Origin of the sequence: Pseudomonas sp. GR 6-02, from assembly GCF_001655615.1 — a bacterium.
In the GTDB taxonomy this organism is placed as follows: domain Bacteria; phylum Pseudomonadota; class Gammaproteobacteria; order Pseudomonadales; family Pseudomonadaceae; genus Aquipseudomonas.
Genome location: NZ_CP011567.1, coordinates 5,800,001 through 5,813,462, shown reverse-complemented (window position 1 = coordinate 5,813,462; position 13,462 = coordinate 5,800,001). Strand labels below are relative to the sequence as shown.

The following is a 13,462-nucleotide window of genomic DNA, read 5'->3' as shown; positions in this document are numbered from 1 at the left end:
CAGGCAACCCGATCCCCTGTGGGAGCGGGTTTGCCCGCGAGTAGGTCATCAAGCCCCCCAAAGACTTCATGTCTTACGGAGTCGTCCATGTCCCAGCCAACCTCTCTGACCATCGAAGCCGGCCTGCTCGCCGAACAGGACCTGTTGGCCCATGTGTGCACCGGTGATTCGGAGTTCGGCTTGCTGTTCTGGCAACCCACAGACCAGGCATTGGTCATGCCGCGCCGCTTGAATCGCTTGCCGGGTTTCGAGGCAGCGTGCGAGATATCAGCCGCTGCCGGTTGGCCGGTACTGCTGCGCGAAACCGGCGGCGAGCCGGTGCCGCAATCGGCATCGACCCTCAACATCGCGCTGGTCTACGCGCCACCGCGTAGCGAGGGCGACCAGAACCGGATCGAAACCGCCTATCGCCGACTCTGTGACCCGATTTGCCAGCTGCTTGACGAGTTGGGCGGTGTGTCGTCCCTGGGCGAAATTGAAGGCGCGTTCTGCGATGGCCGTTTCAACGTCAACCTCGATGGTCGCAAGATGGTCGGTACCGCTCAGCGCTGGCGGCAGAGCAAGGGCGGTCAGCGTCCGGTCGGGCTGGTGCACGGGGCGATGCTGATCGATAACGAGCGAGAGTCAATGGTCGCGGCGGTCAATCGTTTCAACGAAGCCTGCGGTCTGGAACAGCGGGTTCGCGCAGAAAGCCACATTGCCCTGCATGAAAAATTTGCCGCTCCTGATGCACTGGAACGGCTCGATGCGTTGTATCGCCAAATACTGGCAGAAGTGCTCGGGGCTTAAGTGTTCCAGGCTTCGGTTTTCAGAGCCTAGCGCGTACCGAAGACCACCATGGTCTTGCCTTTGACGTCGACCAGGTTGCGTTCTTCCAGATCCTTGAGCACGCGGCCGACCATCTCACGGGAACAACCGACAATCCGGCCGATCTCCTGGCGGGTCACCTTGATCTGCATGCCATCCGGGTGGGTCATGGCGTCTGGCTGCTTGCACAGCTCCAGCAGGCAGCGCGCCACGCGGCCGGTCACGTCGAAGAATGCAAGGTCGCCGACCTTGCGCGTGGTATTGCGCAGGCGTTGTGCGATTTGTCCGCTGAGCACGTAAAGAATGTCTGGATCCTGTTGAGACAACTCGCGGAATTTCGCGTAGCTGATTTCCGCGACTTCGCATTCGACTTTGGCGCGAACCCAGGCGCTGCGCTCCTGTTCCAGTCCTGCTTGCTCGAACAGACCCAGTTCACCGAAGAAGTCGCCGGAGTTGAGGTAGGCAATGATCATTTCACGGCCGTCGTCATCCTCGATCAGGATGGTCACCGAACCCTTGATGATGAAGAACAACGTGTCCGAGCGGTCGCCGGCACAAATGATGTTGCTCTTGGCGGCATAGCGACGGCGCTGGCAGTGCATCAACAGTTTGTCGAGGTTCTTGATTTTGGATATGGGGGTAATAGCAACCATGGTTGTATCCCGAAAAGACTGCACGGTATGTTTGTTTTTTGTAGGGGGCTGGTGAAGCCTGGTTTTTTGTTCGCTACAAAGCTGGCTAAGCGCCAGTGAATTGGCGTCAGCTTAACAGACACATTCCTTCAAGATTCGAGAATTTACCTACGACCCATACGGTTATGTCCTAGGAAGGCGAAGCGCTGCCAATCAAGGGCCCTGTGCTAAGCTGGCGACCCTTTTTTATACAGTGGAGTCTTGGCGATGAAGGCACGCATCCAATGGGCAGGCGAAGCCATGTTCCTCGGTGAATCCGGCAGCGGTCATGTCGTGGTCATGGACGGTCCGCCCGATGCCGGCGGTCGCAACCTGGGTGTCCGCCCGATGGAAATGCTCCTGCTGGGTGTTGGTGGTTGCAGCAATTTCGATGTGGTCAGCATCCTCAAGAAGTCGCGTCAGGCCGTCGAAAGCTGCGAAGCCTTCCTCGAAGCCGAGCGTGCGACCGAAGATCCGAAGGTGTTCACCAAGATCCACATGCACTTCGTGGTCAAGGGACGCGGGCTGAAAGAAGCCCAGGTCAAGCGCGCCATCGAGCTGTCGGCCGAGAAGTACTGCTCGGCCTCGATCATGCTCGGCGCGGCTGGCGTGGCGATTACCCACGACTACGAGATTATCGAGCTCGGTTGAATCGACATTCAACTATCATAAAAGCGGTGCAGACTCTGGTGATCCATAGCTGACGTCTGCATAATGCGCCACTTTTTTCAGGGCAGTGATCGGTCACCCGACAGGTCGCTTGCCTGAACAGACAACCAAAATCGCCATCGCGAAGAGGTGTTAACCGTCCTACGCAGGTGCGTCGTTCGCATCTGACGGGCATGCTTGATCACGCGGCCAGCCCGCAATACATAGAGAGTTTTTAACGGTGAAAAGCAAACTCAAGCTCCACGGGTTCAATAACCTGACAAAGACCTTGAGCTTCAACATCTATGACATCTGCTACGCGGAAACCCCGCAAGACCAGCAGGCTTACGTCGAGTACATCAATAAAGAGTACAACGCCAAGCGCCTGACGCAGATCCTCACAGAAGTTGTCGATATCATTGGTGCCAATATCCTGAACATCGCCAGTCAGGACTATGAACCCCAGGGCGCCAGCGTCACGATTCTGATCTCTGAAGAGCCGGTAACCCCCACCGACAGTCAGATTGAAGAGTCTCCGGGCCCGTTGCCCGAAATCATCCTGGCCCACCTCGACAAGAGCCACATCACGGTGCACACCTACCCGGAAATCCATCCGGTGGACGGTATCGCGACGTTCCGTGTGGACATCGACGTGTCGACCTGTGGCGTCATTTCACCGCTCAAGGCGCTCAATTTTCTGATTCACCAGTTCGATTCGGATATCGTGACTGTGGATTACCGCGTGCGCGGCTTCACCCGTGACGTTGAAGGCAAGAAACACTTCATCGACCACGAGATCAACTCGATCCAGAACTATCTCTCCGAAGACACCCGCGACGCGTACCAGATGACCGACGTGAACGTGTATCAGGAAAACCTGTTCCACACCAAAATGCTGTTGAAGAACTTCGAACTGGATAACTACCTGTTCGGCGACGCCACCAGCAACCTGTCCTCTGAGCAGCGTGCCCAGGTGACTGAGCGTGTAAAACACGAAATGCTTGAAATCTTCTACGCGCGCAACATGCCGAGCTGAGAGTTCCGAGTACAAAAAAAGGCGACTACCGCAAGGTAGTCGCCTTTTTCATTGCTGTTGTCCGCGAAGAGTCCCGATCAAACAACGCAACCGTCAGATCCGATAAGTGCTCTTGGTCATCACCTTGGCCAGCAGACTCATTCCGAACTTCACCGGCGCAGGAAAACGGAACCCTCCAGCATCCAGCGCACTTTCGGCGTGATGTTCTTCATCAATGCGCATCTGCTCAAGGATCGCCCGGGATTTTTCGTCCTCGGCGGGCAGTTGTTCAAGGTGTTCGTTCAGGTGTTTGCAAACCTGATGCTCGGTGGCGGCAACGAAACCCAGGCTGACTTTGTCGCTGATCAACCCGGCCACCGCGCCAATCCCGAACGACATTCCGTAGAACAGCGGATTGAGAATGCTGGTGTGGCTGCCCAACTGGTGGATGCGCTGTTCGCACCAGACCAGATGATCGATTTCTTCTTCGGCGGCATGTTCCATGGCAGCGCGCACTTGCGGCAACTTGGCGGTCAGGGCTTGACCTTGATACAGCGCCTGGGCACAGACTTCGCCGGTATGGTTGATGCGCATCAAACCGGCGACGTGCCGGGTGTCCTCGTCGTTCATTTGCGCATCCGGCTGCACGATGGCAGGCGACGGACGGTAGGGCTGACCGCTGAAGGGCAGCAAAGTACGCATCGCGGCATCGGCTTGCAGCAGAAGACGGTCAATTGGCGAGTAGTGACGTTGGGTAGTCATGCTGACCTCCGGGAAGAATCTCGGCGGCCAGTTTAACCCAATCGGCCGGGGAGGGTTTGCGCTGGGTCATCTGTGGCGAGGGAGCAAGCGCCCTCGCCACATAAACCGGTACTGCTTGCAATCAGCCCGGAGGCCAGTGCATCTGGCGCTGACCCAGCACGTGCATATGAATGTGATAAACGGTCTGCCCGCCCAATTCATTGCAGTTCATGACCACCCGGAAACCTTCTTCACAGCCCAGTTCCAGAGCCAGACGCTGCGCGGTGAACAGAATATGCCCGGCCAGAGCCTTATCGTCCTCGGTGAGATCGTTAAGGGTGCGCACCGGTTTCTTCGGGACCACCAGGAAATGCACGGGGGCCTGTGGGGCGATGTCGTGGAAGGCCAGTACCTGGTCGTCCTCGTAAATGATCTTCGCCGGGATTTCCCGGTTGATGATCTTGGTGAACAGAGTATCCACAGCTGTTTTCTCCGTTGTTTGGCTGGCTTGAGTGTACGCATGGGCCCTGCCTGAGCCCAGTTTTTTACCTTGAAGGCTGGTCAGCGCGGGCAGTACGCCTTATTGACCATGCCCGCGATTGTCCGGGTCAGCCAGCGGGAGCCGAGCCGTGGCAAGAAGGTGAACCAGCGATTCAGGCGACCGGGGATGATAATGGCGCGATTTTTCTCCAGGGCGCGCACGGTGTAGAGCGCGACTTCCTCTGGGCTCATCAGCAATTTGCTCTCGCCCAGCTTGTCGGTGTTCAGTTGCGCGGTGCGAAAAAACGCCGTGCGGGTCGGGCCGGGGCAGAGCACCGACACCTTGACCGCGCATTTTTTCAGTTCGACGCGCAAGCCTTCGGAAAAATTCAGCACATAAGCCTTGCTGGCGTAATAAGTGCTCATCCAGGGGCCGGGATGGAACGCCGCAACCGAGGCGACGTTCAGAATCTGCCCGCCGCCCTGCAAGGCCATGCTGTTACCAATGGCATGACACAAGCGAGTGAGGGCCAGGATGTTCACTTCGATCAGGTCCTGCTCGGTCATCCAGTCCTGGGCCAGGAATGGGCCACAGGTACCGATGCCGGCGCAGTTGACCAGCAGATCGATTTGCCGCTCACCTTCCTCCAGCTCCAGTAGAAATCCGGACAGGCGCAACGGTTCACCCAGGTCACAGGCACGAAACAAAACTTCCACGCCAAAACGTTGAGTCAGTTCAATCGCAATACTTTCCAGCTGATCACGCTGTCGGGCCACCAATAGCAGGCTGCGGCCGCGCCGGGCCAGCGCTTCGGCCATTGCCAGGCCGATGCCGCTGGAAGCGCCAGTGATCAGAGCGTAACGGGTCATGCAGTTCTCCATCGCAACAGCTCCGCGCCAGCGACGCAGGTGTCACGGGCGGGGAGCGCTGTTCATTCTTTTGCAGAGTCTACAGGGGGCTGGGCCGCTTCGGCTGCATCGTCGGTTGAATCTGCTGCCGAGTCGACTTCGACGGGCGCAGCTTCGACTTCATCGGTGGTCACGGAGCTGCTTTGATAGGCGCTATCAGTGGCGCTTTCGTACTCATCCTGAATTGCCGTGAGACCTCCGGTCAGCCCGCCAACGAACATGATCGCAATAAACACCAGCCACAATGAAGCCAGTACCCTGACTGCATTGCTGTTGGGCGGCGGCGGTGCGCCATATCGATTGGCAGTGTTGTTACCCGGCACGATCATTATCACGAACGGGAAAGCGCCCCCCACGAACGGCACAAGGTTCAACAGCCAGAGCCATCCAGACCAGCCGATATCGTGCAGGCGCTGCACACTGAACTGAATGCTGATGAACGCGAGTATCACGATCAGAATAACGGCCAGCAGACCCGCGACAATCAGGCCGGCAGTCGAGTTGGTGCTGATGAGGCCGAAGCCGAAAATGGCCAGCACCGAGCCAATGCCCAACGTCACCAGCGTCAGAGCCATTGTCCAGGCCAGAAAGCGCAGTCGGCCGATGCGGCCACTGAAACTGAATGCCTTGAGTGTGGCGAACTCCGGCAGCGCTTCGCCGACCGTGGCGCGTGGCGGAGCGTAGGGGGAATCGGGCTCTGCCGATGGCGGCGGGCTGACGTGAACGTCGGACAGGTTCAGCTCGATCGAGGGTTCGGCTTCGATTCGGGCATCGATGCCGGTTTTCGTCAGCGCCTGAAGATAAGTTTGCGCGTCGGCGTGTGACAGGTCGCGTTTGAGCGCAACCGTCCGGCCACTGAACAGGCGTTCGATGGCTGCGACATCGCTTTTGAACAGCTCGGCGAGATTGAGCTTGGCGGTGGTGGCATCAACACCGGGCAGCAAAGCACCATCGAAGACGATCTTGAAACGGTTTTCGCTCATGGCCGAGGCATCCTTGTCGCGAGAGTTGTAATGGAAAGTGTAACAAGAGGGAGTTTAAGGCCGGCCGGGTTGGGCTGGCCAAACTTTCCTGTCAGCGCGGCCAGCGCTTGGGCAGTGCTGCCGCCAGTTCCAGCGCCTTGCGGTATTCGGTGCCGAGACGTTCGACCAGTTGATCGACACTCGGCAGATCCTCGATCTCCCCGACACCCTGGCCCGCAGACCACACGGTTTTCCAGGCTTTGGCTTCATCGTTCAACGGCTTGAGCTTGGAGCCGAAGTCCACCTCGCCCTTGCTTTGCAGCGCAGCCATGTCGAAACCGGCGGCCTCCAGGCTCTGACGCATGAAGCTTGCCGGAACCCCAGACACCGCTGGAGTATGGACGATGTCCGCGGCTCTGGCAGTCAGGAGCATCTCCTTGTAGGCGTCAGGCGCATGACTTTCGGTGGTGCCGATAAATCGCGTACCGAAGTAGGCCAGATCCGCACCGAGCAATTGCGCGGCAAGAATCTCGTGGCCATGGTTCAGGCAGCCAGCCAGCAGCAGGGTCTTGTCGAAAAACTGGCGAATCTCGGCGATCAGCGAAAACGGGCTCCAGGTCCCGGCGTGACCACCGGCCCCCGCGGCAACGGCAATCAAACCGTCGACACCGGCTTCGGCGGCTTTTTCTGCGTGGCGACGGGTCGTCACGTCGTGAAACACCAGGCCACCGTAGCTGTGCACGGCATCGACCACTTCCTTCACGGCGCCGAGGCTGGTGATCACGATCGGTACTTTGTGTTCGATGCAGATCGCCAGGTCCGCCTGCAATCGCGGATTGCTGTGGTGGACGATCAGGTTCACCGCGTAAGGCGCGGGGTTTTCCAGTGTCGCCAACCCTGCTTCGATTTCTTCCAGCCAGGCCTTGAACCCACTGCTCTCACGCTGGTTCAGCGCAGGGAAACTGCCCACCACGCCATTACGGCAGCAGGCGAGCACCAGCTCAGGGTTGGAGATCAGGAACATCGGTGCCGCCACCACCGGCAGTCGCAAGCGTTGTTCGAGCAGAGCGGGCAGCGACATTGGAAGTACCCCGGGTGAGCGTGTCTGTTGGATTTAAAACGGCCGGACGACGACCAGAATTACGATAGCCAGCAATATCAGAACCGGCACTTCATTGAACCAGCGATAAAAGACATGGCTGCGGGTGTTTTCGCCACGGGCAAAACGTTTTACCTGTGCGCCGCACATGTGATGGTAGCCGATCAGGATCACCACCAGGGTCAGCTTGGCGTGCATCCACGCGCCCTGGCCGAAATAGGCGCTCGGGTTGAGGCTGATTAGCCAAATGCCGAACACCAGGGTGGCGATCATCGCTGGCCCCATGATGCCTCGGTACAGCTTGCGCTCCATGATGCTGAAGCGTTCCTTGCTGACGGTGTCTTCGCTTTGCGCGTGATAGACGAACAGGCGCGGCAGGTAAAACAGGCCGGCAAACCAGCAGACCATGCTGATGATGTGAAGCGCTTTGAGCCACAGATAAAGCATTTTTGGTTATTCCCAGGTTCACGGTAGTGAAGATAGTAGGGGGTAGAGCGCCCGCACGTCACCTTGACGGTTGTCGCAGGGCCGCGCGGCCCCTATTATCGACGGCTTTCCAGTGGGTTCGTTGAGGGCAGGTTTATGGTCAAGGTCGGTATCGTCGGCGGCACGGGTTACACCGGTGTCGAACTGCTGCGTCTGTTGGCACAGCATCCGCAGGCAGAAGTGGTGGTGATCACTTCCCGATCCGAGGCCGGCCTGGCCGTGGCCGACATGTACCCGAACCTGCGTGGCCATTACGACGGCCTGGCGTTCAGCGTTCCGGACATCAAGACCCTCGGGGCTTGCGACGTGGTGTTCTTCGCCACGCCGCACGGTGTCGCCCATGCCCTGGCGGGTGAATTGCTGGCTGCCGGAACCAAGGTCATCGACCTGTCGGCAGACTTCCGTTTGCAAGACGCCGATGAATGGGCCAAGTGGTACGGCCAGCCGCATGGTGCGCCGGAACTGCTGGAGGAAGCGGTCTACGGCTTGCCGGAAGTCAATCGCGAGCAGATCAAGCAGGCACGCCTGATTGCTGTACCGGGTTGCTACCCGACCGCGACGCAATTGGGTTTCCTGCCATTGCTCGAAGCCGGTCTGGCCGATACCACACGTTTGATCGCTGACTGCAAATCCGGTGTCAGCGGTGCCGGTCGTGGCGCTTCGGTAGGTTCGCTGTACTCCGAGACGTCGGAAAGCATGAAGGCCTATGCCGTAAAAGGTCACCGTCACTTGCCGGAAATCCGTCAGGGGCTGCGTCGTGCCGCGGGCAAGGAGGTCGGCCTGACCTTCGTTCCGCACCTGACGCCGATGATTCGCGGTATTCACTCGACGCTCTACGCGACCGTCGTGGACCGCTCGGTGGATCTGCAGGCTCTGTTCGAAAAGCGTTATGCCAACGAACCGTTCGTCGACGTAATGCCAGCCGGCAGCCATCCGGAAACCCGCAGCGTGCGTGGTGCCAACGTTTGCCGTATCGCCGTGCATCGTCCGCAGGATGGTGATCTGGTGGTGGTGTTGTCGGTCATCGACAATCTGGTCAAAGGCGCGTCGGGTCAGGCTGTGCAGAACCTGAATATCCTCTTCGGTCTGGATGAGCGCCTGGGTCTTTCCCATGCGGGCATGCTGCCGTAAGGCTTTATCCCGAAATGCAAAAAGGCCCGTTGAACGGGCCTTTTTGCATTCTGGTCTGACAATTGGATTGATTGATATACCGTAACAATAGTTGACCGATTTTCTGGGAGAAGCGGATAATGCGCGTCATCACGCATTATGGCGGCGTAACGCCGGGAGATAGTCAGCATGAGCGTCGAATCCTTCACCCCCACGGCTTTGCAATTCACCCACGGTGCTGCGCACAAGGTGAAGAGCCTGGTCGATGAAGAGGGGAATGATCGCTTGAAGCTGCGCGTATTCGTTACGGGCGGCGGTTGTTCAGGGTTTCAGTACGGCTTCACCTTCGATGAAGAAGTGGCCGATGACGACACCATTGTCGAGCGCGAAGGCGTCAGCCTGGTGGTCGATCCGATGAGCTTCCAGTACCTGGCAGGTGCCGAGGTGGATTATCAGGAAGGTCTGGAAGGTTCGCGTTTCGTGATCAAGAACCCGAACGCCACCACCACGTGTGGCTGCGGCTCTTCGTTCTCGATCTGATCGCAACTCTCCGCATCAACAAGCGCCGCAGGGTCTCAGGATTCTGCGGCGTTTTGCTGTCTGGAGTTAAGGTTCAGGCGGGGTAGATGGCGCCGAGAATGCGCAGGCCACGGGCGCCGGTGACGCTTGGGCGGTTGGTCGCGATACCTTCCAGGCAGCAATGAGCCAGCCAGGCAAAGGCCATGGCTTCAACCCAGTCCGGGTCTACACCATAAGCGGCAGTGCTGCTGACTTTCGCGTTCGGCAACAGGCTGGCCAACCGTTTCATCAACGTGGCGTTGTGTGCGCCACCGCCGCAGACCAGCAGCTCCCGGGTATCCGATTGAGCGCTTTGCAATGACTCGACGATGGTCAGGGCGGTCAGCTCAAGCAGTGTGGCCTGTACGTTTTCGGCTGCGAAGGTTGGCAGTTGTGACAGATGCTGCATCAGCCATGGCAGATTGAACACTTCGCGGCCAGTGCTCTTCGGGCCTTGAGTTACAAAGAACGGATCACTGAGCAGCTCATTCAACAGAGCCGGTTCAACCTTGCCGCTGGCGGCCCATTGGCCATCGCGATCGAAGTTGTCGCCGCGTTGCCGGTGAATCCAGGCATCCAGCAGGACATTCCCCGGGCCGCAGTCAAAACCCGCGACAGGCTTGCCGGGTTCGATCAGGCTGAGGTTACTGAACCCGCCGACGTTCAGCACTGCGCGGTTACCGGGCTGCTGTTCAAACAAGGCTTCGTGAAAGGCCGGAACCAATGGGGCGCCTTGTCCGCCAGCGGCTACGTCGCGGCTGCGGAAATCGCTGACCACGGTGATGCCGGTCAGCTCGGTGAGCAGCGCAGGGTTGCCGATCTGCACCGTGAACCCGCGTGCCGGTTCGTGGCGAATGGTCTGGCCGTGGCTGCCAATCGCGCGAATGTCGTCGGGCTTGAGGTTTTGTTGGTCGAGGAGGGTGTGAATGCCCTGTGCGGCCAGCTTCACCCAGTTTTGCTGGGCAATGGCGGAGCGGGCAATCTCGTCCGGACCGCTGGCGCACAAGCCAAGCAGCTCGGCGCGCAGGGATTCGGGCATGGGGATGTAATGCGTGGCGATCAGCTTGATCGCCGGGGCTTGCTCGATCAGCGCAATGTCCAGGCCATCAAGGCTGGTCCCGGACATCACACCTATATAGAGCACCATGGCTTAGCGTTTGCTCGAAGCCAACAGGGTGGCTTTCTCTTGGTCCATACGCGCCATCAGCGGTTGGCTTTGCGCAAGGAAGCGTGAGCGTTCAGCTTTGGAGATCGGATCGGCCATCGCTACCTTCTGACCCAGCGGGTCGACGTGCACACCATTGACCTGGAACTCGTAGTGCAGGTGCGGGCCGGTGGAGAGGCCGGTGGTGCCGATGTAGCCGATCACCTGACCTTGCTTGACGCTGCCGCCAGTCTTGATGCCTTTGGCGAAGCCCTGCATGTGGCCGTACAGCGTACGGTAAGTACTGCCGTGCTGGATAATCACGGTATTGCCGTAACCGCCGCGGCGACCGGCCAACAATACCTGGCCGTCGCCGGCAGCCTTGATCGGTGTGCCGCGCGGTGCTGCGTAATCGACACCCTTGTGGGCGCGGATCTTGTTCAGGATCGGGTGCTTGCGGCCCATGGAGAATTTCGAGCTGATGCGGGCGAAGTCTACCGGAGTACGGATGAACGCCTTGCGCATGCTGTTGCCGTCAGCCGTGTAGTAGCTGCTGTTGCCTTGTTTGTTGGTGTAGCGCACAGCGGTGTAAGTCTTGCCACGGTTGGTGAAGCGCGCGGAAAGAATGGGGCCGTTACCGACGGCTTTACCGTTGACGACTTTCTGTTCATAGATCACATCGAACTCGTCACCTTGGCGAATATCCTGGGCGAAGTCGACGTCATAGCCAAACACGCTGGCCATATCCATGGTCAGGCTATGGGACAAACCGGCACGGGCTGCGGATTGCGACAGCGAACTGTTGATCACGCCATGTACGTAGGCGGTGCGAACAGTGGGCTTGGCGGTAATGCGGTTGAATGTATAACCCTTGCCGTTCTTGGTCAGGCTGATGCTTTCCGTGTCGCTGACTTTGCTGTGCAAATTGGTCAGTTGGCCGTTCGGGCCGAGTTCGAACTCGAGCTTCTGGCCATGTTTGAGCTGGCTGAACTGCTTGGCCTGCTTGTCGCTGGCCAGCACTTCATGCACCGAAGTGGCCGGAAGGCCGACTTTCTCAAACAAGGTCGAGAGAGTGTCGCCTTTGGCAACGATCACTTCCCTGTGGCCTGGCGCCTTCTTTTCTTCGACGACTGGCGCGGGGGCGGCCTGGGCGGCTTCCTGAGTGTTTTCGGCGCTGTTTTCGATCTGCGCGAAAGGGGAGGCTGCCGGCTCATTTGTGGCTTGGACGACGTCGGCGGCGTCTTGATCTTGTGTCAGTTGTTCTACAGGGCTTTCCAGTTCAAGACTCAGGGTCGTCTTTTTGGCTTCAACATCACTGGAAGGAAATACCAGAAGCGCCAGGCTCAGAAGGGCGGCGATACCGCTTGCTGCGAGCAGGTGGGTCTTCGGGTAAAGCGGTGGCGCTTTAGACGATTCTTTGGTCATAAGTAATTTTGACTTTGAAAAAATGAATTGGAAAAGATGAATGACATGATGAAGACGAAATAACTGTATAAAATATAACCAAATCATCTCTGAAGCAAGCCTGCGGACGCTCTGTCCGTGGATTGGCGTCCGTGCGCCGGGCAAAACTTGTATTTGACGCCCGATCTTGTATGGTTGGTCCCCTTTGAATTCGAGTCTTGCAGGTCTGTTATGAAGTCGGTTGAAGAGCAGCTAGCGCTGATCAAACGTGGTGCAGAAGAACTGTTGGTCGAGTCCGAGCTGATCGAAAAGCTCAAACGTGGCCAGCCGCTACGTATTAAGGCAGGCTTCGATCCGACCGCGCCGGATTTGCACCTGGGTCACACCGTGCTTATTAATAAGCTGCGCCAGTTCCAGGATCTGGGCCATCAGGTGATCTTCCTTATCGGTGACTTCACCGGGATGATCGGTGATCCGAGTGGCAAGAGCGCGACACGTCCACCGCTCACTCGTGAACAGGTTCTCGAGAATGCCGAGACCTACAAGACTCAGGTCTTCAAGATTCTTGATCCGGCCAAAACCGAAGTGGCGTTCAACTCCACCTGGATGGATCAGATGGGGCCTGCTGACTTCATACGTCTGACTTCGCAATACACCGTGGCACGCATGCTCGAGCGCGATGACTTCGACAAGCGCTACACGACCAATCAGCCAATCGCCATTCACGAATTCCTCTATCCGCTGGTTCAGGGTTACGACTCGGTCGCTTTGCGCGCGGACGTCGAGCTGGGCGGTACCGATCAGAAGTTCAACCTGCTGATGGGGCGTGAACTGCAGCGTGGTTATGGTCAGGAGGCTCAATGCATTCTGACTATGCCGTTGCTCGAAGGGCTGGATGGCGTGAAGAAGATGTCCAAGTCGTTGGGCAACTATGTCGGTATCCAGGAGGCGCCGGGTGTCATGTACGGCAAGTTGGTCTCTATTCCTGATGTGCTGATGTGGCGCTACTTCGAATTGCTCAGCTTCCGCTCCATGGAAGAGATCGATGCTTTGCGGGCTGACGTCGAGGCGGGTGCGAATCCGCGTGACATCAAGATCAAGTTGGCCGAAGAGATCGTTGCGCGTTTCCATGGTGAGGAGGCTGCGGCCAATGCTCACCGTGCAGCAGGCAACCGTATGAAAGATGGCGAGCTGCCGGATGATTTGCCAGAGATCGAATTGACCGCTACCGAAGACATGCCGATCGCTGCTGTCCTTAATAAGGCGGGCTTGGTAAAGAACTCCGCCGTGGCGCGTGACCTTCTGGGTTCTGGTGGTGTGCGTATAGATGGTGAGGTTGTCGATCGCACCTTTATATACGCGCTGGGCGCGACCCACGTTTGCCAGGCGGGGAAGAAGGCATTTGCGCGTATTACGCTCAAATCCGAA

General features: G+C 58.2%; 15 protein-coding genes (1 of these 15 only partly in view). 6 read left to right on the top strand and 9 right to left on the bottom strand.

Annotated elements, in window-relative coordinates; genetic code table 11:
* Positions 1–87: 87 nt before the first annotated feature.
* Positions 88–789 (top strand): lipoate--protein ligase family protein, encoded by a 702-nt coding sequence (locus PGR6_RS25865; RefSeq protein WP_064620739.1) that lies wholly within the window; start codon positions 88–90, stop codon positions 787–789.
* Positions 790–815: 26 nt separating this feature from the next.
* Here the strand turns inward: PGR6_RS25865 and crp are convergent, their stop codons facing one another.
* Positions 816–1,460: a cAMP-activated global transcriptional regulator CRP gene (gene crp / locus PGR6_RS25860; protein ID WP_018928873.1), complete on the bottom strand. Its 645-nt coding sequence runs from the start codon at positions 1,458–1,460 to the stop codon at positions 816–818.
* A gap of 246 nt (positions 1,461–1,706) precedes the next feature.
* Here crp and PGR6_RS25855 point away from each other — a divergent pair, with 246 nt between their 5' ends.
* A complete protein-coding gene (locus tag PGR6_RS25855) occupies positions 1,707–2,129 on the top strand; it encodes an OsmC family protein (protein ID WP_007941657.1) in 423 nt (140 codons plus the stop codon).
* A 238-nt stretch (positions 2,130–2,367) separates the two neighbouring features.
* Positions 2,368–3,162 carry an adenosylmethionine decarboxylase gene (gene speD, locus PGR6_RS25850; protein WP_018928874.1) on the top strand — a complete coding sequence of 265 codons (795 nt, stop codon included), beginning with the start codon at positions 2,368–2,370 and terminating at the stop codon, positions 3,160–3,162.
* 93 nt (positions 3,163–3,255) lie between these two features.
* Here speD and coq7 read toward each other — a convergent pair whose 3' ends face one another.
* The 6 genes from coq7 to hemJ all read right to left on the bottom strand — a co-directional run bounded on the left by coq7 (position 3,256) and on the right by hemJ (position 7,779).
* The gene (gene coq7, locus PGR6_RS25845) at positions 3,256–3,903 is read right to left on the bottom strand and encodes a 2-polyprenyl-3-methyl-6-methoxy-1,4-benzoquinone monooxygenase (RefSeq protein WP_018928875.1); all 648 of its coding nucleotides are present in this window, start codon (positions 3,901–3,903) and stop codon (positions 3,256–3,258) included.
* A 121-nt stretch (positions 3,904–4,024) separates the two neighbouring features.
* Entirely contained in the window at positions 4,025–4,363 is a 339-nt protein-coding gene (locus tag PGR6_RS25840) for a histidine triad nucleotide-binding protein (RefSeq protein WP_007906873.1), read from the bottom strand.
* An 80-nt stretch (positions 4,364–4,443) separates the two neighbouring features.
* Positions 4,444–5,232 carry an SDR family NAD(P)-dependent oxidoreductase gene (locus tag PGR6_RS25835; RefSeq protein ID WP_064620736.1) on the bottom strand — a complete coding sequence of 263 codons (789 nt, stop codon included), beginning with the start codon at positions 5,230–5,232 and terminating at the stop codon, positions 4,444–4,446.
* A gap of 62 nt (positions 5,233–5,294) precedes the next feature.
* Positions 5,295–6,254 carry a DUF805 domain-containing protein gene (locus tag PGR6_RS25830; RefSeq protein ID WP_064620732.1) on the bottom strand — a complete coding sequence of 320 codons (960 nt, stop codon included), beginning with the start codon at positions 6,252–6,254 and terminating at the stop codon, positions 5,295–5,297.
* Positions 6,255–6,345: 91 nt separating this feature from the next.
* On the bottom strand, positions 6,346–7,314 hold the full coding sequence (locus tag PGR6_RS25825; protein WP_019650353.1) for an NAD(P)H-dependent flavin oxidoreductase: 969 nt from the start codon (positions 7,312–7,314) through the stop codon (positions 6,346–6,348).
* A 33-nt stretch (positions 7,315–7,347) separates the two neighbouring features.
* Positions 7,348–7,779: a protoporphyrinogen oxidase HemJ gene (gene hemJ, locus PGR6_RS25820; RefSeq protein WP_018928879.1), complete on the bottom strand. Its 432-nt coding sequence runs from the start codon at positions 7,777–7,779 to the stop codon at positions 7,348–7,350.
* Positions 7,780–7,914: 135 nt separating this feature from the next.
* Between hemJ and argC the strand changes: the two genes are divergently transcribed.
* A complete protein-coding gene (gene argC / locus PGR6_RS25815) occupies positions 7,915–8,949 on the top strand; it encodes an N-acetyl-gamma-glutamyl-phosphate reductase (RefSeq protein WP_018928880.1) in 1,035 nt (344 codons plus the stop codon).
* 168 nt (positions 8,950–9,117) lie between these two features.
* Positions 9,118–9,468 (top strand): iron-sulfur cluster insertion protein ErpA, encoded by a 351-nt coding sequence (erpA, locus tag PGR6_RS25810; RefSeq protein ID WP_007906865.1) that lies wholly within the window; start codon positions 9,118–9,120, stop codon positions 9,466–9,468.
* Between the two features lie 73 nt (positions 9,469–9,541).
* On the opposite strand, the gene PGR6_RS25805 is transcribed toward erpA, so the two are convergent.
* On the bottom strand, positions 9,542–10,633 hold the full coding sequence (locus PGR6_RS25805; protein WP_064620729.1) for an anhydro-N-acetylmuramic acid kinase: 1,092 nt from the start codon (positions 10,631–10,633) through the stop codon (positions 9,542–9,544).
* 3 nt (positions 10,634–10,636) lie between these two features.
* Positions 10,637–12,055, bottom strand: coding sequence for a peptidoglycan DD-metalloendopeptidase family protein (locus PGR6_RS25800; protein ID WP_018928882.1), 1,419 nt, complete (start codon positions 12,053–12,055; stop codon positions 10,637–10,639).
* A gap of 210 nt (positions 12,056–12,265) precedes the next feature.
* Here PGR6_RS25800 and tyrS point away from each other — a divergent pair, with 210 nt between their 5' ends.
* On the top strand, positions 12,266–13,462 hold the 5' portion of the coding sequence (tyrS, locus tag PGR6_RS25795; protein ID WP_064620726.1) for a tyrosine--tRNA ligase. The gene runs 3 nt beyond the window's last position; the window shows 1,197 of its 1,200 coding nt (coding positions 1–1,197); the start codon lies at positions 12,266–12,268; its stop codon lies off the right edge, out of view.